This is a genomic window from Lentzea sp. NPDC060358 (genome assembly GCF_042725365.1).
Lineage (GTDB): Bacteria > Actinomycetota > Actinomycetes > Mycobacteriales > Pseudonocardiaceae > Lentzea.
The window spans coordinates 1-20,440 of the sequence record NZ_JBHXCW010000074.1; the positions used below are offsets into that span (position 1 = coordinate 1).

Below are 20,440 nucleotides of genomic sequence, written 5' to 3' on the forward strand. Positions count from 1 at the left end.
GCTCCGGCCGGGCGCCCTTCGCGCGTTCTGCGGGACAGTGGAGACACCGGAAGTCCGCGCGGGGGGAAGACATGATCGATCTGCGACAGTTGATCGACGACCACGGTGTCGTCGGCGCCCAGGTGGCCGTGCTGCACGACGGCGAGATCGAGGACGTGGCAGCCGGGGTGCTGAACAACCTCACCGGCGAGGCGGTGACGACGGACTCGGCCTTCCAGATCGGGTCGATCACCAAGGTCTGGACGGCGACCCTCGTCCAGGAGCTCGTCAACGAGGGCCTGCTGGACCTGGACCGGCCGGTGCGCGCCGTCCTGCCGGAGTTCCGGCTCGCCGACGAGCAGGCCGCGCGGGTCGTCACGCCGCGCCACCTGCTCACCCACACGGCGGGCTTCGACGGCGACCTCTTCCACGACACCGGCAACGGCCCCGACATGCTCGAGAGGTACCTCGAGCGGATGGCGGACACCGAGCAGCGCACCCCGCCCGGCGAGCTCTACACGTACTGCAACAGCGGGTTCGTGGTGCTCGGCCGGATCGTCGAGGTGCTGCGCGGGGAGCGCTTCACCTCGGTCCTCCGCGGTCGCCTCGTCGACCGGCTGGGGCTGCCGACCGCCGCCGTCAGCCACGCCGAGTACGCCGGTCGGGAGTGCGCGTCCGGGCACCTCGGCGACGCGCTGCAGCCCGTCGGGAAGCTCATGGCCGAGGGCGACACCCCGGCGGGGTCGGTGCTCGCGATGAGCGCACGGGACCTGCTGGCGTTCGTGCGGATGCACCTCGGCACGTCCGAGTTCGACGCGATGCGCGAGACCCAGGTCGTGCCGCCGGACTTCGGCACGGGCGGGCGGCAGGGCCTCGGCTGGGCGCTGCACGACTACGACGGCGGCGTCACCGGCCTCGGGCACAACGGGACGACGAGGGGCTTCCAGGCCTACCTGCGCGTGGTCCCGGACGCCGGCCTCGCGGTCGCCGTCCTCACCAACGGCGGCACCGCCCTGCCGGTGGCGAAGGAGGTCTTCCGGCAGGTGCTGGACGAGCACGCCGGCGTCACGCCGCCGCCGTTCCCCGAGCCGCCCGCGACCCCCGTCCCGGTCGCGGCGGACCGGGTCGTCGGCGTCTACCGGTCCGCGGGGGTCGACCTCCACGTCACCGAGGGCGGCGCGGGCCGGGTGAAGCTGCGGTACGAGCGTCGTGACGACACCTTCAAGGGGCTGCTCGACGAGTCCGAGCGCGAGTTCACCGGGCTGCGCGACGACGCCCTCATCGCCGTCGAGGCGCGCAGCGGCTTCCACTCGGTGATCGTCCTGGGCGGGCGCGACGAGCAGGACCGGGTGGGATGGCTGCACTTCGGGCGTGCGGCCACGAGGATCTGGGGGCGTCGCAGAACGCCTGGTGGTCCGTGCTCAGCCGACCGCCTCGCGCCCGTCCGCTAGACGGCGCGCTTCGCGTACTTCGCGAGGAACCGGATCACGTCGGGCGTCACCTTGCGGTACAGGCCGTCGTCGTGGCCGCCGTCCTTCACGGTGCTCACCTCGGGCCGCACCTCGCGCATGAACCGGCGGGTGCCCTCGATGAACCGGTCGCGGTCGCCGATCCACACGCCGAGCGCCGTCGGGCCGGTGGCCTTGAGGTTGCGCAGCGGGTCGAGGGAGGTCCACTCGCCCTCGTTCTTGAACGCGCGGCGCTTCGCCATCTCCGGCCACGTCGTGATGAGGCCGGGGGAGATGGCCGCGGCGGCGGCGACCGGGTCGCCCCGTTCGGCGCGGCGGCGGGCGTAGAGCAGGGAGCCGAAGCCGCCCATGGACACGCCCGTCACGGCGAACGGCTCGCCGTAGCCGCGGTCCTTGAGCCAGCGGGGGACCTCGTCGAGCAGCATGGCCATCGGGTCGTCGCCGGGGACGTTCTCGTGCCAGTAGCTGTCGCCGCCGTCGACCGCGACGAAGCCGAACGCCGGGACGGAGCCCTTCGCGACGGCCGCGGTCAGGACGTCGGCGAGGTTGCCGATGGCGGCGTGCCTGGCGTCGCCGTGCAGGCCGTGCAGCAGGATCGACATCGGCAGCCCGCGGGGGCTCGCGCCGGTCGGCAGGTAGAAGGCGAGCGTGACCTCGCGGTGGCGGGCGGCCGAGTAGACGCGCTCGAAGCGGATCGTCGGCTTGGCGGCCGGCTTGCTGTTCACGCGGTCGGCCGTGGCGATCTGCTGCGAGGCCTCGGAGGACGACGAAGAGACGTAGGTCGCGACGCCGAGAGCCGTCGCGACGACCACGCCGAACGCCGCGAGGAGGGTGCGGCGGCTGTACTTCGTGTCCCCCATGCTCACCTCATCGCGTGAACGCCGTCTGCCGTTTCCTCTTCAGAGGACGGAACGCGCGCGCAACGCGGACTGTTCCTCGTCCGAGTACCCCAGCCAGGTCAGCACGGCGCCAGTGTGCGCGCCGAGGTCGGGGACCGCACCCGGTGACCACTCGAAGCCCTGCACCGCAGGCGGCAGCATGCGGGCCGTCCCGCCGGGAACGCGCACGTCAACCCACGTGTCGAGCTGCGGGTGGGTGGGCAGTTCGGTGATCGTCCTGGTCAGGGCGGCGGGCACGTCGGCGGTGTCCAGGGCGGTCAGCAGCTCGGCCGCGGTGAGGTCCGCGAAGGCCTGTTCGAGCAGGTCCTGCAGCTCGGCGCGGTGCTCGGTGCGGGAGGCCACTGTGGCGAACCTCTCGTCCGGCGCGAGTCCGGCGAGCGCGCACAGCCGCTGCCACTGGCCGTCGTTCTGCACGGCGAGGTGCACCGCGCCGTCCGCGCACGCGACCGGGCCGTACGGCGCGATGCTCGGGTGGTGCGCGCCCGACCGCGGGGCCGGGGCGCCCGTTCCGGCGGCGTAGAGCATCGGCTGGTGCATCCACTCGGCCATCGCGCCGAACAGCGACAGCCGCAGCCGCGCGCCCTGGCCGGTCCGTCCCCGCTGCAGCAGCGCCGCGAGCACCGCGGCCTGCAGCTGGACCCCGGCCGCGATGTCCGCGACGGAGATGCCGGCTCGCGCCACCACGTCGCCCTCGCCGGTCAGCGACACCAGGCCCGCCTCGGACTGCACCAGCGCGTCGAACGCCTTGCGGTCCGCGTACGGGCCGTCCCAGCCGTAGCCGGACAGCTCGCCGACGACCAGCCGCGCGGGCAGGTCCAGGCCGAGCCGCCGCCAGACGCGCGGGGAGAGGTTGCACAGCAGCACGTCGGCACGGCCGGCGAGGCGTTGCAGCACCTCGCGGCCCGCGGGGCCGGTGATGTCGAGCGTCACCGACTCCTTGCCGGCGTTCGTCCACGCGAAGTACGACGAGACCTCGCCGCACGCCGCGTCGTAGTGGCGGGCGAAGTCGCCGGTGCCCGGCCGTTCGACCTTGATGACGCGGGCGCCCAGATCCGCCAGCAGCCGCGTCGCGTACGGCACGGCGACGGCCTGCTCCAGGCTCACCACCACGACGCCGTCAAGCGGTCTCAAGCACCCGCTCCCCACCGGTGTAGACGTTCATCGAGTCGCCGCGCAGGAACCCGACGAGCGTCATGCCCTGCTCCTCGGCCAGCTCGACGGCGAGCGACGACGGCGCCGACACCGCGGCGAGCACCGGGATGCCGGCCATCGCGGCCTTCTGCACCAGCTCGAACGACGCCCGTCCCGACACCATCAGCACCGCGCCCCGCAGCGGCACCAGGTCCTGCAGCACCGCCCAGCCCAGCACCTTGTCGACGGCGTTGTGCCGGCCCACGTCCTCGCGCACCACCAGCAGCTCGCCGTCCACGAACAGCCCGGCCGCGTGCAGGCCGCCGGTGCTCTCGAAGACCTTCTGCCGTTCCCGCAACGCGTCCGGGAACGTCGTGAGCGCCTCCGGCGTGACCCGCAGCGGGTCCAGGGCGGGGGAGTGGCGCGTCTTGAGCTTCACGGCGTCGAGCGCGCCCTTGCCGCAGACCCCGCACGACGACGTGGTGTAGAAGTTCCGCTCCACGCCGGTGTCCGGCGGCGGCACCCCGTCGGCCAGCGCGATGTCCAGGACGTTGTAGGTGTTCAGGCCGTCCGGGCCCACGCCGTCGCAGTAGCGCGCGATCGCGATGTCCGAGGACGAGCCGATGACGCCCTCGCTGAGCAGGAAGCCGTGCGCCAGCTCCACGTCGTGACCGGGAGTGCGCATCGTCACGGCCAGCGCCTTGCCGTCGACCCTCAGCTCCATCGGTTCCTCGGCGGCGAGCGCGTCGACCTTGCGCCGCCGACCGTTCGACGACACCCGCTCGACCGCTCGGCGCACCGTCACTCGGCCCATGTGCACATCTCCTTCGGACCGCTATGTTCCCCACCGACCAGGCTACGTGGGAGGGATCTCGGGGCATGGACGACGTGGTGATCGTGGGAGGCGGCCACAACGGGCTCGTGGCGGCCGCGTACCTCGCCCGTGCGGGCAAGTCGGTCCGGGTGCTGGAGAAGCTGCCGCACGTCGGAGGCGCCGCGGTGAGCGCGTCGCCGTGGGCGGGCGTCGACGCGCGGCTGTCGCGGTTCTCCTACCTCGTGTCGCTGCTGCCCGACCGGATCGTGTCGGACCTCGGCCTGAACCTCGCGCTGCGGTCGCGCGCCGCGTCGTCGTACACGCCGGACGGCGGGACCGGGCTGCTCGTCGAACGCACGTCCGGTGCGGCGACCGCGCGGTCGTTCCAGGACGTCTGCGGGTCGCTCGACGACTGGGAGCGGTGGCAGCGCTGGTACGCCGACCTGGAGCTGATGGCCGCGGCCCTCGCGCCGACCCTGCTCGAACCGCTGGTGTCGCGCGAGCACCTGCGCGTGCACGTCGACGCGGTGGCCCGCGGCCGGGTGTGGGAGCAGGTCTTCGAACGCCCGCTCGGCGCGACGTTGCAGGAGCTGTTCGACAACAACCTGGTGCGCGGTGTCGTGGCCACCGACGCGCTGATCGGCACGCACGCGTCGTTGCACTCGATGGCGGCCAACAAGTGCTTCCTCTACCACGTGATCGGCAACGGGACCGGCGAGTGGAAGGTCCCCGTCGGCGGCATGGGCGCGGTCACCGCGGAGCTCGAACGGGCCGCGCGCGAGGCCGGTGCGCAGATCGTGTGCGACGCCGAGGTGACGTCGATCTCGTCGGACGGCACGACCGCGTCCGTGACCTGTCAGGACACGTCGGTGGACGCCCGGTTCGTGCTGTCCAACGTGGCGCCCTCGGTGCTGGGACGGTTGCGGGGCGAGGAGGTCCACGACGCACCCGGCTGCCAGCTGAAGATCAACATGTTGCTGCGCCGGCTGCCCGCGCTGTCCTCCGGTGTGGACCCGCGGCTCGCGTTCGCGGGCACGTTCCACCTCGACGAGTCCTACGACCAGCTGGAGACCGCCTACCTCGAGAGCGCCGCCGGCCAGGTGCCGTCGGTGCTGCCCGGCGAGATGTACTGCCACTCGCTGACCGACCCGTCCGTCCTCGGTCCCGGCCTGGAGGGGCACGAGACGCTGACGCTGTTCGGCCTGCACCTGCCCGCGGCGTTGTTCGAGGGCCGCAACGCCTCCCTCCGCGACGAGCTGGTGGCGCGCTACCTCGGCCAGCTCAACGCGCACCTCGCCGAGCCGATCGAGGACTGCCTCGCCGTGGACGCGGACGGGCGGCCGTGCATCGAGGCCCGCACCCCGCTGGACCTCGAGCAGGAGCTCGGCCTGCCGGGCGGCAACATCTTCCACGGCGAGCTCGACTGGCCGTTCGCCGAGACCGACGCCGACGTCGGCAGGTGGGGTGTGGAGACCGACGTGGACAACGTGTTCGTCTGCGGGGCGGGCTCCCGGCGCGGTGGCGGGGTGAGCGGCATCGGCGGCCACAACGCGGCGCGGGCGGTCCTCGAACGCCTCTGAGCGGAGGTCCTGTCTTGCGACATGCGTGATGACATACGTCGTCATCTCTGTTTACAGTTGTCGCCGTGGGGGACTTCTACGGAATCGCCGAGATCGCTGACGCCATGGGCCTCAGCCGCCAGCTCGTGACGGTGTGGCGCAAGCGCCGGTCGCACGGCATCCCCGAGCCCGACGCGGAGCTCGCGTCCGGCCCGATCTGGCGCAAGGAGACCGTCGAGCCCTGGATCGAGCGCACCCGCGGCCGGCTGGGCCTCGCGGGCGGCGCGGAGTCGGCGAGCCGGAGCCTGCGGCTGCGGGTGTGCCGCCGCGTGCTGCGGCTGGCCGCGCTGATGCTGGAGGAACCCCAACGCCCGCGTGTGCTGAACGAAGCCGCTGCCCAGTTGCGCGACCTGGCGCACGAGATCGACCAGACCGCGGACGACGTCGTCGGCGCCCTGCTGCGCGAACTGGTCGAGCCGGTGCGCGACCCGGACGAGGCCGCCGAGCTGTTGCGCGTGCCGATCATCGAGTCGTTGCCGCTGGTCACGGCCGTGGCGCGCAACTCGCCGGACTGGTGAGCCGCGTCTAAGGGTTTGTATATCAAGAGTTCTTGCTAAAGGGTTCTTGTTACGCGTACGGTGGTGTCATGACCGACGCTCCGATCACCGACCCCAAAGCGCTCCGGGCGCTGTCGCACCCGTTCCGGTGGAAGCTGCTCCAGGTGCTCACCGAGCAGGGTCCGCACACCGCCACGCAGTGCTCGGAGAAGCTCGAGGAGAGCGTCGCGAGCTGCTCGTACCACCTGAACATGCTGGCCAAGTACGGCTTCGTCGAGGAGGTCGAGGGGCCGGGCCGGCAGAAGCCGTGGCGGATCGTCCGCGGCCGCCAGTCCATCTCGACCGAAGGGCTCGAGGGTGAAGCGGCGATGGCGGCCGAGGCGGCCGCGATGGCCTACCTGGACCAGGAGTTCGAGCGCACGCGCGAACGCCTTCGCCGGCACGAGCACCTGCCGGAGGAGTGGCGCAAGGCGGTCGGCACCCAAGGCACCGTCAAGTTCCTCACCGTCGAGGAAGCCGCCGAGTACCAGGCCGAACTGCAGGCGCTGCTGGAGAAGTACGACGACCGCCGGCTCGACGAGTCGCTGCGGCCGGAGGGCGCGCGGGCGGTCAGGTACTTCCTGGCCGTGACGGTCGCTCCCGAATAACGAACCCCCAGTGAGGAGACCCGTCATGATCTCGCACCACGACGCGTTTGCTATCGCGAAGTTCCGTCAGCAGGAGTTCGAGGCCGACGCTGCCGCGCGCCGGCTCGTCAAGAAGACCGAGGAGGTCAGGCCCGAACCCGAACGGCGCCGGTTGCGGCTGTCCGTCCGGGTCCGGCACGCCTGATCAGGCCGCCGGCTCCAGCCGCACGATGACCGACTTGGAGGTGGGCGTCCCCGAGATGTCCGCCTTGGAGTCCAGTGGCACCAACGGGTTCGCCTCCGGGAAGTACGTCGCCACGCACCCGCGCGCGGTCGAGTAGGAGACGATCCGGAACGCGTCCGCACGCCGTTCGACGACGCCCGTCGGGTCGTCCTTCCACTCCGAGACGATGTTGACCATCTGGCCGTCGGTGAACCCGAGAGCCTTCACGTCGTCGGGGTTCACGAACACCACGCGCCGGCCGTCCTTCACGCCGCGGTAGCGGTCGTCCAGGCCGTAGATCGTGGTGTTGTACTGGTCGTGGCTGCGCAGGGTCTGCATCAGCAGCCGGCCCTCGGGCACGTCGATGACCGTCAGCTCGTTGGCCGTGAAGTTCGCCTTGCCCGTCGCCGTCGCGAACTCCTGCGAGTCGCGCGGCGGGTGCGGCAGCACGAAGCCGTCGGGCCGGCGGACGCGCGTGTTGTAGTCGGAGCAGCCCGGCACGACGCGCGCGATGTGCTCGCGGACGACGTCGTAGTCCTTCTCGAACTCCTCCCACGCGACGGGGTGGGAGGGGCCGAGCACCTTGCGGGCCAGCCGGCAGACGATCGAGACCTCGCTCAGCAGCTGCTCGGACGCCGGCGCGAGGCGGCCGCGCGAGCGGTGCACCACCGACATCGAGTCCTCGACCGTCACGAACTGCTCGCCCGAGTGCTGGACGTCGCTCTCCGTACGGCCCAGCGCGGGCAGGATGAGCGCCGTGCGGCCGTGGACGACGTGCGAGCGGTTGAGCTTCGTCGACACGTGCACGGTCAGCGAGCACTGCTCCAGCGCCTTCTCGGTCACCGGGGTGTCCGGGGTGGCGCTGACGAAGTTGCCGCCCATCGCGATGAACACCTTGCCGTGGCCGCGACGCATGGCGTTGATCGCGTCGACGGTGTCGAAGCCGTGCTTGCGCGGCACGGAGATGCCGAACTCGGTCTCCAGCGCCTTCATGAACAGCTCCGGCATCTTCTCGTAGATGCCCATCGTCCGGTCGCCCTGGACGTTCGAGTGGCCGCGCACCGGGCACAGGCCCGCGCCCGGCTTGCCGATCATGCCGCGCAGGAACATGACGTTCGCGATCTCGCGGATCGTCGGGACGCTGTGCTTGTGCTGCGTCAGGCCCATGGCCCAGCAGACGATCGTGCGCTGCGAGTCGACGAACATGCCCGCGACCTTGGTGATCTGCTCGCGGGTCAGTCCGGTCGCGGTGAGCACGCGGTCCCAGTCGAGCTCGCGCAGGCTCTCGGCGTAGGCCTCGAAGCCGTGCGTCTTGGCGCCGATGAAGGTCTTGTCGAGCTTGTCCCACTGCAGCAGCAGGTGGCCGACGGCCTGGAACAGCGCCTGGTCGCCGCCGACCTTGATCTGCACGAACTCGTCGGACAGCGCCGTGCCGCGGCCGACGACGCCCGCGACGTTCTGCGGGTTCTTGAACCGCATCAGGCCCGCCTCCGGCAGCGGGTTCACGGCGATGATCTTCGCGCCGTTCTTCTTGGCCTCCTCCAGCGCGCTGAGCATGCGCGGGTGGTTCGTGCCGGGGTTCTGGCCGACGACGACGATCAGGTCGGCGAGGTCGAAGTCCTTGATGGACACCGATCCCTTGCCGATGCCGATGGTCTCGGTGAGCGCGGAACCGGACGACTCGTGGCACATGTTGGAGCAGTCCGGCAGGTTGTTCGTGCCGAACGAGCGGACCAGCAGCTGGTAGAGGAACGCGGCCTCGTTGCTGGTGCGGCCGGAGGTGTAGAAGATCGCCTCGTCCGGCGACGGCAGCGCCGTCAGCTCGTCGGCGATGAGCGTGAACGCCTCGTCCCAGGCGATCGGTGTGTAATGCGTCGCACCGGGGCGCAGCACCATCGGTTCGGTGATCCGGCCCTGCTGCCCGAGCCAGTAGTCGGTCCTCGTCCGCAGGCTCTCGAGGGAGTTCGCGGCGAAGAACTCGGGCCCGATCCGCCGCTTGGTGGCCTCCTCGGCGACGGCCTTGGCGCCGTTCTCGCAGAACTCCGCCATCTTGCGGTGGCCCTGCGGCTCCGGCCAGGCACAGCCCGGGCAGTCGAACCCTTCACGCTGGTTGAGCAGCCGCAACGTCTTGACCGTGCGTCCCACGCCCATCTGCTCGACCGCGCGGTCGAGCGACACGAGCACACCGGGAACACCCGCTGCCCACGTCTTGGGGGTGCTGACTTCGAGCGCGGACTCGTCGACGTCGTGCTGCGGAGGCTTGCTGCTCATGCCTCCATTCAACGCCGATCGACGTCGGCACCGCCAGCGCCCCCGGAGAACGCGGCGGCACCGCCCGTCACGGGCCCCAAGGGGTTTGAACGGTCCGTGACGGTCAATTGTGATCGCCGTCACTGACGCCCGGCACCTCTGAAAGGGTGATCAGCGGCAGGTGTCCTCCGTCGGGATCTCCCCGCCCGCGGTGAAGTGCCTGCGCTCGTCCTGGACGGGGCTGCCGCCCTGCTGGAGCGGCTCGATGAACTGCGGGCCGAGGAAGCCCTCGTCGGAGGCCTTGCACGCGATCGAGTACCGGTGGCCCTGCGCCTTGAGCGGCCACAGCCCCTCCGGAGTGATCTCGTACGTCACCCTCTCGCGGACGGCGGCGATCATCTCCATCTGGTCCAGGAGCTTCTTCGGGTCCGGGGGCTCGAACGCGTAGACGTACACGTGGTCCGCCGTCACGGTCTTGTTGCCGTCCCGCTCGCCGAGCGTCATCGTCCCGGACGCCTTGATGCCGTTCGGGAACAGCTTCGTGCCCGGCTTGAGGCGGGTGGTCCAGTGGTGGAGGTTGGCGGCGACGTGGTCGCGGGCGTCCGGCGCCAGCAGCGCGAGGTAGCGGTCCGGCCTGAGGTCGCTGATCGTCGCGGGGTCCAGCCGGGCCGCGACGAGCGCCTGCCGCACCTGCTCGAACGCCGGGTCGGTGGACGGGACGACGATGCCCCGCTCGCCGTCGGACCACTGCTCGGCGGGCGTGCCGGCGAAGGGCTGCTCGACGTTCACGCCCGAGTGCGGCAGGTCCACGTCCGGCAGCGAGACGCCGTCGAACGTCCCCGTCCGGTGCAGCCCGAACACCACCGCTCCGACCGCGACGAGCGCGATCGCCGCGACGATCTTGCCGCTGTGCCTGCGCAGCCGCGCCCGGCGCCGCTGCCCGCGGACCTCCCGTCTGGCGCGTCTGTTCGCGCCGCGGATCCAGGCCGAGTCCTGGAGGTCCGGGTGGTCCTCGATGTCGTAGTGCACTTTCCCCCAAGTGATCGGCGCACATCATTGATCACCGGAGACGGCGCCGCCTCCGGCCCGGCCCGGATTGTCGCCGTGCCGTTATCAGGTATCTCGTTTCAAGTCGATAGCCCGCCCTCCGTAGACTTCTCGGCTGTGACTGAACTCGACACCGCACCCCAGCGTCCCGACCTCCCCGCCGCGTGGACTCCGGCGGAGGTAGAGGCGGAGCTGTACCAGCGGTGGGTCGACCGGCGGTACTTCGAGGCGGACGTCAAGAGCGACAAGCCGCCGTTCACGATCGTGCTGCCCCCGCCGAACGTCACCGGCTCGCTGCACATGGGCCACGCCATGAACCACAGCGTCATGGACGCGCTGTCGCGCCGCCGCCGCATGCAGGGCTACGAGGTCCTGTGGCTGCCGGGCATGGACCACGCCGGCATCGCGACGCAGAACGCCGTCGAGCGCGAGCTCGCGAAGCAGGGCCTGTCGCGGCAGGACCTCGGGCGCGAGAAGTTCGTCGAGCGCGTCTGGGAGTGGAAAGAGGAGTACGGCGGCAAGATCCTCGACCAGATGAAGCGGCTCGGCGACGGCATCGACTGGTCGCGCGAGCGCTTCACCATGGACGAGGGGCTGTCCCGCGCCGTCCAGACGATCTTCAAGAAGATGTACGACGACGGCCTGATCTACCAGGCCGAGCGGATCATCAACTGGTGCCCGCGCTGCCAGACCGCGCTCTCGGACATCGAGGTCGACCACAGCGAGGACGAGGGTGAGCTCGTCTCGATCCGCTACGGCGACGGGGACGCGTCGATCGTCGTCGCGACCACGCGCGCCGAGACGATGCTGGGCGACACCGCGGTCGCCGTCCACCCCGACGACGAGCGCTACCGGCACCTGATCGGCACCGAGGTCGAGCTGCCGCTGACCGGCCGCCGCATCCCGATCGTCGCCGACACGCACGTCGACCCGAAGTTCGGCACCGGCGCCGTGAAGGTCACGCCCGCGCACGACCCGAACGACTTCGAGATCGGCCAGCGCCACGACCTGCCGAACCTGACGGTCCTGGACGGCCGCGGCACCATCACGGTGCCCGGCCCGTTCCTCGGCCTCGACCGGTTCGAGGCGCGCCCGGCGATCGTCGCCGCGCTGCGCGAGGAAGGCCGGGTCGTCGCGGAGAAGCGGCCTTACGTCCACTCCGTCGGGCACTGCTCGCGGTGCAACACGGTCGTCGAGCCGCGGCTTTCGCTGCAGTGGTGGGTCAAGGTCGAGACGATCGCCGCCGCCGCGTCGGCCGCCGTCCGCGACGGCCGCACCAAGATCCACCCGGCCGAGCTGAACAAGCGGTACTTCGACTGGACCGACAACCTGCACGACTGGTGCATCTCGCGCCAGCTGTGGTGGGGCCACCGGATCCCGGTCTTCTACGGCCCGAACGGCGAGGTCGTCTGCGTCGGACCGGACGACGAGGTCCCGACCGGTGAGGGCTGGCGCCAGGACGAGGACGTCCTCGACACGTGGTTCTCCTCGGGCCTGTGGCCGTTCTCGACGCTGGGCTGGCCGGACTCGACCGAGGACCTCCGCAAGTTCTACCCGACGTCCGTTCTCTCGACCGGCTACGACATCCTGTTCTTCTGGGTCGTCCGGATGATGATGTTCGGCCTGTACGCGATGGACGAGGTCCAGCCGTTCGACCACGTCTTCCTGCACGGCCTGATCCGCGACCAGTACGGCAAGAAGATGTCGAAGTCCAAGGGCAACGGCATCGACCCGCTCGGCTGGATGGAGCGCTACGGCGCGGACGCCACCCGGTTCACGCTGCTGCGCGGCACGAGCCCCGGTTCGGACATGGCCGTCGCCGAGGAGTGGGCCGCCGGGTCGCGCAACTTCACCACGAAGCTGTGGAACGCCACCAGGTTCGCGCTCGCCAACGGCGCGACGGTCGCGCGTCCGCTGCCCGAGCGCTCCGAGCTGACGGCGGCCGACCGCTGGATCCTGGACGAGCTCGACGCGCTGGTGTCCACTGTGGACACGAACTTCGAGGCGTTCCAGTTCTCACGTGCCTGCGAGGCGCTCTACAGCTTCACGTGGGACGAGTTCTGCGACTGGTACCTGGAGATCGCGAAGGTCCAGATCGCCGACGGCCGCGCCGAGGCCACGCAGTCCGTCCTGGGCCACGTCCTCGACGTCCTGCTGCGCCTGCTGCACCCGGCGGTCCCGTTCATCACCGAGACGCTGTGGACGTCGCTGACCGGCGGTGAGTCGCTGGTCGTCGCCGACTGGCCGAAGGCCTCGGGCGCGGAGCGCGACCTCGACGCGAAGGCCGAGGTCGAGGGCCTGAAGAAGCTCGCGACCGAGATCCGCCGGTTCCGCTCGGAGCAGGGCCTCAAGCCGGGCCAGAAGGTCGCGGGCAAGGTCCGCGGCGCGTGCTGCGTCGGCCTGACCGACCAGGTCCCGTCGGTCCGCGCGATGACGAAGCTGACCGAGCCGGGCGAGGAGTTCACCGTCTCCGCGACGCTCGAGGTCGGTCTGCCCAAGGGCGCGGTGAAGGTCGAGCTGGACCTGTCCGGCGCGATCGACGTCGCCGCCGAGCGCAAGCGCCTGGCGAAGGACCTCGCCGTGGCGCAGAAGGAGCTCGAGGGCACGACCAAGAAGCTGGGCAACGAGGCGTTCCTCGCCAAGGCGCCCGCCGACGTCCGCGCGAAGATCGAGGAGCGCAAGGCCACGGCCGAGTCCGAGATCGCCCGCATCAACGAGCGCCTGGCCGCGCTGCCGGAGAAGTGATGGAGACCAACCTCGACGAGTTCCTCGACGTCGAGAACGAGCTCGACCAGCGGTGGCCCGAGACCAAGCTCGAGCCGTCGCTGGAGCGGATCAAGGCACTGGTCCACGTGCTCGGCGACCCGCAGACGTCGTTCCCGGTCGTGCAGCTCACCGGCACGAACGGCAAGACGTCGACGTCGCGCATGACCGATGCGCTGTTCTCGCGCATCGGTCTGCGCACCGGCCGGTACACGAGCCCGCACCTGCAGCTCGCGACCGAGCGGATCAGCCTCGACAACTCCCCGATCAGCCCCGAGCGCTACGTCGAGGTCTACCGCGACGTCGAGCCGTACGTCGCGATGGTCGACGGGCGGTCCGAGATCCGGATGAGCAAGTTCGAGGTGCTCACCGGCATGGCCTACGCGGCCTTCGCGGACGCGCCGGTCGACGTCGCGGTCGTCGAGGTCGGCATGGGCGGCACGTGGGACGCGACGTCCGTCGCGGACGCGAAGATCGCCGTGCTCACCCCGATCGGCCTCGACCACACCGAGTACCTGGGCACCCGTCCCGAGGACATCGCGGTGGAGAAGGCCGGGATCATCAAGCCGGGCTCGGTCGCGATCATCGGCGAGCAGACGCCCGAGGTCATGAAGGTGCTCCTCACCCGCGCCGCCGAGGTGGACGCCACCATCGCGCGGTTCGGCAGCGAGTTCGGCGTCGTCTCCCGCGCGGTCGCGGTGGGCGGCCAGATGATCACGCTGCAGGGCCTCAGCGGCGTCTACGAGGACATCTTCCTGCCGCTGCACGGCGAGCACCAGGCGGCCAACGCCGCGCTGGCGCTGGCCGCGGTCGAGGCGTTCTTCGGCGCGGGTCCCGACCGGCAGATCAACCTCGACGTCGTCCGCGAGGGCTTCGCGTCGGTCGTCAACCCCGGCCGGCTGGAGCGCGTCCGCTCCGCTCCCAACGTGTTCGTCGACGCGGCCCACAACCCGCACGGCGCCGCGGCCCTGGCCAAGGCGCTCGAGTCGGAGTTCGGCTTCCGCAAGCTGGTCGCGGTCGTGGCCGTCATGTCCGACAAGGACGCCGAGGGCATCCTCTCCGCGCTGGAGCCCGTGGTGCAGGAGCTGGTCATCACCACCAACTCGTCGCCGCGCGCGATGGACCCGGACGTGCTGGCGGGCCTGGCCGTGCCGATCTTCGGCGAGGACCGCTTCGAGGTGCGCCCCCGTCTCGTGGACGCCGTCGAGGAGGCCATCCACCTGGCCGAGGACGAGCAGTCCGGCGGCGGCGTCATCGTCACCGGCTCCGTCGTCACCGCGGGCGAGGCCCGCGCGCTGTTCGGGAAGGAGCCGGCATGACCACCCCGGCGCCGTTGAAGAAGGACCCGATGAAGGCGTTCCGGGGCATCATGGCCGGCACGCTGATCCTCGAGGTCATCGTCGTCGCCCTGGCCCTGCCGGTGATCGCCAAGCTGCACGGCGGCGTCACGTCCGCGGTGGGCTGGGTCGCGTTCGGCTTCATCGCGGTGTTCGTCGCGATGTGCGCGTTCGTCCGCCGCCCGTGGGCGATCGCCGCCGTCGTGTGCCTGCACGTCCTGCTGATCGCGACGTGGCTGCTGCTGCCCGCGCTGGGCGTGATCGGCGTGATCTTCGGGCTGGTGTGGGCGTACCTGCTGTGGCTGCGCCGGGACCTGCTCAAGCGCATGGCCGAGGGCAGGTTGCCCGCGCAGCAACAGGCGCAGCAGGAAGAACAGGCCTGACCGCGGGCGAGCGGTCAGGCCTGCGGGCTACTTCTGCGCGCTGAGCTCCTGCTGACCCTGCTCATAGCTCTCGTCCCAGTTCGCGCCTTCCTTGAACGCCTCCGACGCGCCGGTCCTGCCGAGCGCGACGGGCTTCACGGTGTCGGCGAACCCGTCGCGGCCGCGCGGCGCCATGACGTCGTCGACCCGGTTGGCCGCGTTCTTCATGGCGTCGTTGCCGAAGGTCAGCTTGTCGCGGATCGCGTTGTTGGCGCCGGCGAACCCGTCCTCGATCTGCCGCACCGAGGAGTGGTTCCTGCCGATCGCGCGGCCGACCTCCTTGGCCTTGCGGCCGATGTTCACCGCGGCCTTGGCGAGCGAGTCGGACACGCCCTTGAGCCTGTCGAACTTGCGGACCGCCTGCGCGAGCTTCATCAGCAGCTTGCTGACCTTGCCCGCGATCTTGCCCGCCGTCGACGCGGCCCTGGCCACGGCCCAGCCGGTGAACGCGGCGATCGAGGCGCCGAAGCTGCACCAGCTCGTCGCGAGCGCCGTCACCGCGGCGATGACGAACTCCGCCACCACGTCGGCCACGATGTCGCGGATGATGCCGCGCACGGCCGCGACCAGGACCCCCGTGCCGCGGATGCCGCCCGCGACGGCGTTGGCCGCCCCCTCCAGCGACTTGACCTGCTCGGCGAGCGTGGCGGCCGCCGCGCGGTAACCGTCGCCGGACTTGCCGGTCCACGTGGCGGTCTGGCCGGTGGCGGCCTGCGCGTAGTCGTTGCCGACCTTCGCGCACGCCTTGGCGACCTCGCCCCAGGTGGCCGCGACGACGTTGATCGCACCGGGGTCGCCGGCGAGCATGTCGAGCGGTTCCTTGAGGAACGACACGTGCTCGATCAGCCAGCCGATGCCCGCGCCCACGAGCGTGCCGAGCGGGTTCGCGACGAACCCGAGCACGTCGAGCCCGAGCGCGACGCCGTCGAAGGCCCAGTCGCTCGGGTTGTTGAAGTCCTCCGCGCACTTCCAGACGGTGTCGACGATCCGCGCACCGTCGGTGGCGTTGTCCGCACTGACGTCGAGAACCATCACTGCCCCCTGAACTTGGCGAAGAGCTTGGCGTGCTCCTCGTCGGTCTGCTGCGTGACGTCCGCGCAGTCGCGCAGCGCGTCGGCGACGTCCGGCAGCGCGGCGGCCAGCTCGTTGATGGAGTTCGCGATCGCCGCGATGTGGATGCGCACGGGAACGCTGAAGGCCTGGCCGATGATTCCGTACGTGTCGACGCCCAGGTCGACGCCCTGACCGCGCCCGGCGGCCCGCGTGAGCTCCGTGCCCATCGACTGCACGGTGCCCGCGTGGCTGGTCACGTCGGCGGGAACCATTGTGAAATCTGACACCGGGACCCCTTACCGGTAGATGGTGCCGAACGGCTCGTCGTCGTCCGGCCGCTGGCTCGGCCGTCGTTGCTGTTGCTGCTGCGGTTCCTCGGTCTCCTCCGGCTGCTGCGCCGCGGTGACCTGGTCGCGCAGGAAGTCCATCGCCGGCGTGCCGCCGATCAACGGCTGCATCGTGGTTTCCACCTGCCGGGCGACGGCCGCCTGCCCCCTGCCGACGGTCTCGGTGATCAGGGCGGCGAGCTGGTCGTGCGACATCCGCATCGCCGCCGGCGTCAGGCTCAGCTTCTCCAGCCGCCCACCCGGCGCCATCGTCACCGCCACCGACCGGTCGGGGCTGCTCACGTCGGCCCGCAACGCCTTGAGCTGCGCCTGCGTCTCCTCAGCGCGCTGCCCGATCTCGGTGACGCGACGCAGGTAGTCGTCGAGCCGCTGCTGCCCAGCCCCCGGTTCTGCAGAACTCATGGAGGCTCAGACTGGCGAACGGCCCCGGCGGTTCCCGTCAGTTCCGGACGAGTTGGGCGACCATGTCCCGCGCGGACTGTCGCGTGCCGACCGTGACCACGAGCAACGCCACCAGGATCACCGCGTCCCTGGCCCCCGCGAGCCACACGACCACCGGCGCGTGTCCGGGAACGTTCAGGACGACCTTGACGACCGCGACCACGACGAGCACCGCGATCACCGCGGCCGGCACCCAACCGGTGTTGTGCGGCACCGGTTTCTGGCTGTCGAGGTAGGACTGTCCATAGCGGACGACCCGGGCCGCGTCCCTGTGCACGCTCTCGGCCACGAGCCCGACGACGACCGCGACCAGCACGGCGAACCCGGCGAACACCCCGGACGGCAGGTCGACGAGCCAGGCGTCCTCCAGCTCCGGCCACGGCGACACGAACCCGCCGACCCGGCGCGGCGCGTCGAAGAACGGCATGGACGCCAGCCCTTCGGCCACCGCGGCCCCGAGCCCCAGCCACGCGTACAACCGCAACCGCCGGACCCGCCGCGTGACGGGCGTGCCCCGCACGTCCGCCTTGGACACCGCCCACTTCTCCTCGGCCTTCACGCTCTCCCTGCCGGGAACCACCGACAGCACAGCGGCCCCGCCCATCCACAACGCCAGCAACCCGAGCGCCACCACGGCGAGCGGCCCGGCGAGGAACCACCGGGCGCTGTCGTTGACCCCGGGCGCCCTGCTGGACCGGAACACCGGCACGTCGACCTGCCCCGGCGCGAGCTGCCCCGGCTGGAACCGGACCTGCTCGGTACCCCCACCGTCCCACCGCACGTCGGCCGTGCACCCGAAGCTGGTGCCGACACCCCACCGCCCGACCGGCCCGTGCTCGCTGCACGCGGTGGGCGTGGCGGTGCCGGTCAGCACGGCGTCGACGGAGCCGAGCAGCACGTCGGTGGTGCGGATCGTCGTGGCCAGGGCCAGCAGGGCGAGGAGGGCGGCGAGGCCGAAGGCTGGTGCGCGCACGCCGTCACCCTAGACAGCCAGGAATCATTTTTCCGGTTGTCTGGACAACGAACAAATGCCGAGTGCCGGGGATGCCGCGAAGTGCCGCGGAGGTGACGAAAAGTGCAGAAGAACGAAGCGCTTCGCACTTCGCGCCGTCACCCGGCGCATTGTCAGCGGTGACACTTCCCGCTGTTCACCCGATCGTGCTTTGAAACCGGGACGAGGCCTGTGGCCTGGCGCTATGCTGCTGGACGCACGATTCTGCAAGGAGGGCACTGGGGATGAGCGGGACCAAGGTCGATCTCGAGACACTGCGCGCCGCGATCAAGGAGTACGAGTCGATCCGCGACGAGTTGATGACCGCGAAGCACACGGGTGAGGCGTTGATCAGGGTCAAGGGGGCCGGGCGCGACACCCCGAGCCAGGTCTACGCGACCTGGGCGGTCAACGCGGGGCAGATGCACCAGCAGTCGAACCAGCAGCTGCAGGACGCGCTGACCACCCGCATCGACAACCTGAAGGCCACCTTGCAGCAGTACGAGCTGACCGAGCAGGGCAACCAGGCCAACCTCAAGCCGAAGGACTGAGCAGTTGCGCATCCGAAACATCGTCGTCGGCGCCGCCGCAGTCGCACTGCTGGCAGGTTGTGACACCGGCGGCGGAGCCACGGGCACGCCGACGAACACCACCCCGCCGCCGAGCTCCAGCGCCGGCGGCGGAGCGCCCGAGGTGCGCAACCCGCTCGACCTGAGCGCCGTCGAGGCTGCTCCGTGCTCGGCGCTCACGCCGGCCCAGGTCGAGTCGTTCGGGTTGCCGGGTGTCGCGGGCAAGGTGAACACCAGCTCGCCCGGAGCGTCCTGCATCTGGCTGGGCGCGAGCACACCGGCCAAGGTCGCTCCCGCCCTCACGGTCCTGCCCGGGGGCACGAACCTCGACTCGGTCTACCGCAACAAGGACAACGGCACCTACGCCGTGTTCGAGCCCATGGCCGACGTCCAGGGCTACCCCGCGGTCCTCACCCTCGCCACCGACGAGCGGTCGAAGGGCAATTGCGAGATCGTCGTGGGTGCCACCGCCGACAAGGCGATCCTCTTCACGATCCAGGCCGTCACCGGCAGCCCCAAGTTCGCGGACCCGTGTGGCGCGGTCACCGAGTTCGCCACCCTCGCCGTCACCACGATCAAGGCAGGTGCGAAATGACCCAGCCCGCGCCCAGCTGCTTCAGCCAGGACAACACCAGAGCCGACGCGCTCTCGGGCCACACGATCCACAACCTGATGACCACCGGTCCGGGGACCGGCTCGGCGCAGGCCGGGGCCAACGCCGCCGCCGCCCTGGAGAGCACCTACGCCTCGGTCGAGACCAGGCTCAAGCGGGTCGGCGAGACCCTGGGCGAGGCGTGGAGCGGTGCCAGCGCGGACGCCGCCCAGGCCGCCGGCAACCCCATCAACCAGGCGATGATCCAGATGCAGGACTCGCTGCGCCAGGCCGACACCTCGCTGTCCAACCAGGTCTACCAGTTCAACTACAACAAGGCGCAGCTCAAGGACATGCCGGCCAGCAAGCCCGACACGGGCTTCTGGGACGACGTGACGCCGTGGGACACCGACGCCGAGGACGCCGTCAACGGCTACAACAGCGACGAGGCGCACAACCGCAAGGTCTACAGCGAGTTCCAGAGCGCCAGCAACACCAACCGCGGTGATCTGCCACAGGAGTTCCCCGGCGTCACGGCCGACAACCTCAACGTCGAGATCGCCGACACCGGCGGCGACAACGGGCAGGACAAGACCAGCAACATCGGCAACGCCGGGCGGCCGACCGGCAACACCGGCACGTTCCCGAGCTCGACCGGGTCGCCGCAGGGCACGACCGGGGGCAGCTGGACCGGGGTGGGCAGCCTCAACGGCGGCGACCAGACCAGCACCAGCGGCGTGGGCGGCGGTGGCGACACCAGCACCATCACGCGGCCGGGCGACCTCACCGGTGGCGGCCGGCCCGTCGTCGGCGGCGTGATCGAGCGGCCGCCGAACACGGGCATCCCGCCCATCGGGGTGCCGGTCGGTCCGGGCATCGGCGGTCCGGGCGGAACGGGTCCCGGCCGCGGCGGCACCGGCGGTGGCAAGTTCGGCGGCGGGCCCGGTGGCAGCGGCGGCGGCAAGTTCAGCGGCGGACCCGGCGGCAGCGGCGGCGGCAAGTTCGGCGGCAGCGGTGGCAGCGGCGGCTCCGGGGGATCGGGTCGCTTCGGCGGCGGCGGTCTCGGCAGCGGCAGCGGTCTGGGCAGCGGCAACGCGAGCGGCACGGCCGGGCAGCAGCCCGGCGGCAAGTCCGGCGTGTTCGGCGCCATGGGCGACCACGGGCCGAACGCCGGTGCGCGCGGTGGTGCCGCGGGTGCCGCCGGCCGGCCCGGTGCCGCCGGTGCGGGTGGCATGGGCGGTCACGGCCAGAAGGGGCAGGGGGAGGACGACCTGGAGCACAAGTCGGCCGACTACCTGGTCAACGAGGAGAACACCAACGAGATCATCGGCGACATGCCGATGGTCGCGCCGCCGACGATCGGGGGGTGAC

At 71.0% G+C, this 20,440-nt stretch carries 20 protein-coding genes; 11 read left to right on the forward strand and 9 right to left on the reverse strand.

Annotated features, from left to right (window positions below):
- The first annotated feature begins 71 nt into the window (after positions 1-71).
- Positions 72-1,430 (forward strand): serine hydrolase domain-containing protein, encoded by a 1,359-nt coding sequence (locus tag ACFWGZ_RS17830; RefSeq protein ID WP_382452614.1) that lies wholly within the window; start codon positions 72-74, stop codon positions 1,428-1,430.
- Here ACFWGZ_RS17830 and ACFWGZ_RS17835 read toward each other — a convergent pair.
- From ACFWGZ_RS17835 to fdhD, 3 genes are read right to left on the reverse strand one after another with little or no spacing between them, the layout of a single operon-like run.
- Positions 1,427-2,308: an alpha/beta hydrolase gene (locus ACFWGZ_RS17835; protein WP_382452615.1), complete on the reverse strand. Its 882-nt coding sequence runs from the start codon at positions 2,306-2,308 to the stop codon at positions 1,427-1,429. The two genes, ACFWGZ_RS17830 and ACFWGZ_RS17835, sit on opposite strands and share 4 nt — an antisense overlap.
- 39 nt (positions 2,309-2,347) lie before the next feature.
- Positions 2,348-3,478, reverse strand: coding sequence for a CaiB/BaiF CoA transferase family protein (locus tag ACFWGZ_RS17840; RefSeq protein WP_382452616.1), 1,131 nt, complete (start codon positions 3,476-3,478; stop codon positions 2,348-2,350).
- Complete coding sequence (fdhD, locus tag ACFWGZ_RS17845; protein WP_382452617.1) at positions 3,465-4,292, reverse strand: formate dehydrogenase accessory sulfurtransferase FdhD; 828 nt, start codon at positions 4,290-4,292, stop codon at positions 3,465-3,467. Before fdhD ends, ACFWGZ_RS17840 begins: the two co-directional genes overlap by 14 nt.
- Positions 4,293-4,357: 65 nt before the next feature.
- On the opposite strand from fdhD, the gene ACFWGZ_RS17850 reads away from it, so the two are divergent.
- The 4 genes from ACFWGZ_RS17850 (at position 4,358) to ACFWGZ_RS17865 (ending at position 7,239) form a co-directional block, all read left to right on the forward strand.
- Positions 4,358-5,872: a phytoene desaturase family protein gene (locus ACFWGZ_RS17850; protein ID WP_382452618.1), complete on the forward strand. Its 1,515-nt coding sequence runs from the start codon at positions 4,358-4,360 to the stop codon at positions 5,870-5,872.
- A 65-nt stretch (positions 5,873-5,937) separates the two neighbouring features.
- Positions 5,938-6,429 (forward strand): hypothetical protein, encoded by a 492-nt coding sequence (locus tag ACFWGZ_RS17855; protein WP_330856347.1) that lies wholly within the window; start codon positions 5,938-5,940, stop codon positions 6,427-6,429.
- Positions 6,430-6,497: 68 nt separating this feature from the next.
- Complete coding sequence (locus ACFWGZ_RS17860) at positions 6,498-7,055, forward strand: winged helix-turn-helix domain-containing protein (protein ID WP_382452619.1); 558 nt, start codon at positions 6,498-6,500, stop codon at positions 7,053-7,055.
- A gap of 25 nt (positions 7,056-7,080) precedes the next feature.
- On the forward strand, positions 7,081-7,239 hold the full coding sequence (locus tag ACFWGZ_RS17865) for a hypothetical protein (RefSeq protein ID WP_382452620.1): 159 nt from the start codon (positions 7,081-7,083) through the stop codon (positions 7,237-7,239).
- On the opposite strand, the gene ACFWGZ_RS17870 is transcribed toward ACFWGZ_RS17865, so the two are convergent.
- Together ACFWGZ_RS17870 and ACFWGZ_RS17875 are read right to left on the reverse strand one after the other, a co-directional pair.
- A complete protein-coding gene (locus ACFWGZ_RS17870; RefSeq protein ID WP_382452621.1) occupies positions 7,240-9,528 on the reverse strand; it encodes an FdhF/YdeP family oxidoreductase in 2,289 nt (762 codons plus the stop codon).
- A 150-nt stretch (positions 9,529-9,678) separates the two neighbouring features.
- Positions 9,679-10,536, reverse strand: a complete 858-nt coding sequence (locus ACFWGZ_RS17875; protein WP_382452622.1) for a hypothetical protein — start codon at positions 10,534-10,536, stop codon at positions 9,679-9,681.
- A 135-nt stretch (positions 10,537-10,671) separates the two neighbouring features.
- Between ACFWGZ_RS17875 and ACFWGZ_RS17880 the strand changes: the two genes are divergently transcribed.
- From ACFWGZ_RS17880 to ACFWGZ_RS17890, 3 genes are read left to right on the forward strand one after another with little or no spacing between them, the layout of a single operon-like run.
- Positions 10,672-13,299, forward strand: a complete 2,628-nt coding sequence (locus ACFWGZ_RS17880) for a valine--tRNA ligase (RefSeq protein WP_382452623.1) — start codon at positions 10,672-10,674, stop codon at positions 13,297-13,299.
- On the forward strand, positions 13,299-14,636 hold the full coding sequence (locus ACFWGZ_RS17885; protein WP_382452624.1) for a bifunctional folylpolyglutamate synthase/dihydrofolate synthase: 1,338 nt from the start codon (positions 13,299-13,301) through the stop codon (positions 14,634-14,636). Before ACFWGZ_RS17880 ends, ACFWGZ_RS17885 begins: the two co-directional genes overlap by 1 nt.
- Positions 14,633-15,037: a DUF4233 domain-containing protein gene (locus ACFWGZ_RS17890; RefSeq protein WP_382452625.1), complete on the forward strand. Its 405-nt coding sequence runs from the start codon at positions 14,633-14,635 to the stop codon at positions 15,035-15,037. Before ACFWGZ_RS17885 ends, ACFWGZ_RS17890 begins: the two co-directional genes overlap by 4 nt.
- A 27-nt stretch (positions 15,038-15,064) precedes the next feature.
- Here ACFWGZ_RS17890 and ACFWGZ_RS17895 read toward each other — a convergent pair whose 3' ends face one another.
- From ACFWGZ_RS17895 to ACFWGZ_RS17910, 4 genes are read right to left on the reverse strand one after another with little or no spacing between them, the layout of a single operon-like run.
- Positions 15,065-16,108, reverse strand: coding sequence for a hypothetical protein (locus ACFWGZ_RS17895; protein ID WP_382452626.1), 1,044 nt, complete (start codon positions 16,106-16,108; stop codon positions 15,065-15,067).
- Positions 16,108-16,416, reverse strand: a complete 309-nt coding sequence (locus ACFWGZ_RS17900; protein ID WP_382452627.1) for a type VII secretion target — start codon at positions 16,414-16,416, stop codon at positions 16,108-16,110. Before ACFWGZ_RS17900 ends, ACFWGZ_RS17895 begins: the two co-directional genes overlap by 1 nt.
- Positions 16,417-16,425: 9 nt before the next feature.
- Complete coding sequence (locus ACFWGZ_RS17905) at positions 16,426-16,878, reverse strand: YbaB/EbfC family nucleoid-associated protein (protein WP_382452628.1); 453 nt, start codon at positions 16,876-16,878, stop codon at positions 16,426-16,428.
- Between the two features lie 37 nt (positions 16,879-16,915).
- Complete coding sequence (locus ACFWGZ_RS17910) at positions 16,916-17,890, reverse strand: DUF6346 domain-containing protein (protein WP_382452629.1); 975 nt, start codon at positions 17,888-17,890, stop codon at positions 16,916-16,918.
- Between the two features lie 263 nt (positions 17,891-18,153).
- Between ACFWGZ_RS17910 and ACFWGZ_RS17915 the strand changes: the two genes are divergently transcribed.
- Genes ACFWGZ_RS17915 through ACFWGZ_RS17925 form a run of 3 tightly spaced genes read left to right on the forward strand, consistent with a single transcriptional unit; the run spans position 18,154 to position 20,439 of the window.
- Positions 18,154-18,459: a PE domain-containing protein gene (locus tag ACFWGZ_RS17915; RefSeq protein ID WP_382452630.1), complete on the forward strand. Its 306-nt coding sequence runs from the start codon at positions 18,154-18,156 to the stop codon at positions 18,457-18,459.
- A 4-nt stretch (positions 18,460-18,463) separates the two neighbouring features.
- Positions 18,464-19,072, forward strand: a complete 609-nt coding sequence (locus tag ACFWGZ_RS17920) for a DUF3558 domain-containing protein (protein ID WP_382452631.1) — start codon at positions 18,464-18,466, stop codon at positions 19,070-19,072.
- Positions 19,069-20,439, forward strand: a complete 1,371-nt coding sequence (locus tag ACFWGZ_RS17925; RefSeq protein WP_382452632.1) for a hypothetical protein — start codon at positions 19,069-19,071, stop codon at positions 20,437-20,439. Before ACFWGZ_RS17920 ends, ACFWGZ_RS17925 begins: the two co-directional genes overlap by 4 nt.
- The last annotated feature ends 1 nt before the right edge of the window (position 20,440 follow it).

What these genes read in the sequence shown, in the direction of transcription:
- ACFWGZ_RS17915 (WP_382452630.1), top strand. Translation starts at nt 18,154, where the DNA reads ATGAGCGGGACCAAGGTCGATCTCGAGACACTGCGCGCCGCGATCAAG.
- ACFWGZ_RS17895 (WP_382452626.1), bottom strand. Translation starts at nt 16,108, where the DNA reads ATGGTTCTCGACGTCAGTGCGGACAACGCCACCGACGGTGCGCGGATC.
- fdhD (WP_382452617.1), bottom strand. Translation starts at nt 4,292, where the DNA reads ATGGGCCGAGTGACGGTGCGCCGAGCGGTCGAGCGGGTGTCGTCGAAC.
- ACFWGZ_RS17905 (WP_382452628.1), bottom strand. Translation starts at nt 16,878, where the DNA reads ATGAGTTCTGCAGAACCGGGGGCTGGGCAGCAGCGGCTCGACGACTAC.
- ACFWGZ_RS17885 (WP_382452624.1), top strand. Translation starts at nt 13,299, where the DNA reads ATGGAGACCAACCTCGACGAGTTCCTCGACGTCGAGAACGAGCTCGAC.
- ACFWGZ_RS17835 (WP_382452615.1), bottom strand. Translation starts at nt 2,308, where the DNA reads ATGGGGGACACGAAGTACAGCCGCCGCACCCTCCTCGCGGCGTTCGGC.
- ACFWGZ_RS17865 (WP_382452620.1), top strand. Translation starts at nt 7,081, where the DNA reads ATGATCTCGCACCACGACGCGTTTGCTATCGCGAAGTTCCGTCAGCAG.
- ACFWGZ_RS17850 (WP_382452618.1), top strand. Translation starts at nt 4,358, where the DNA reads ATGGACGACGTGGTGATCGTGGGAGGCGGCCACAACGGGCTCGTGGCG.
- ACFWGZ_RS17860 (WP_382452619.1), top strand. Translation starts at nt 6,498, where the DNA reads ATGACCGACGCTCCGATCACCGACCCCAAAGCGCTCCGGGCGCTGTCG.
- ACFWGZ_RS17830 (WP_382452614.1), top strand. Translation starts at nt 72, where the DNA reads ATGATCGATCTGCGACAGTTGATCGACGACCACGGTGTCGTCGGCGCC.
- ACFWGZ_RS17925 (WP_382452632.1), top strand. Translation starts at nt 19,069, where the DNA reads ATGACCCAGCCCGCGCCCAGCTGCTTCAGCCAGGACAACACCAGAGCC.
- ACFWGZ_RS17890 (WP_382452625.1), top strand. Translation starts at nt 14,633, where the DNA reads ATGACCACCCCGGCGCCGTTGAAGAAGGACCCGATGAAGGCGTTCCGG.
- ACFWGZ_RS17870 (WP_382452621.1), bottom strand. Translation starts at nt 9,528, where the DNA reads ATGAGCAGCAAGCCTCCGCAGCACGACGTCGACGAGTCCGCGCTCGAA.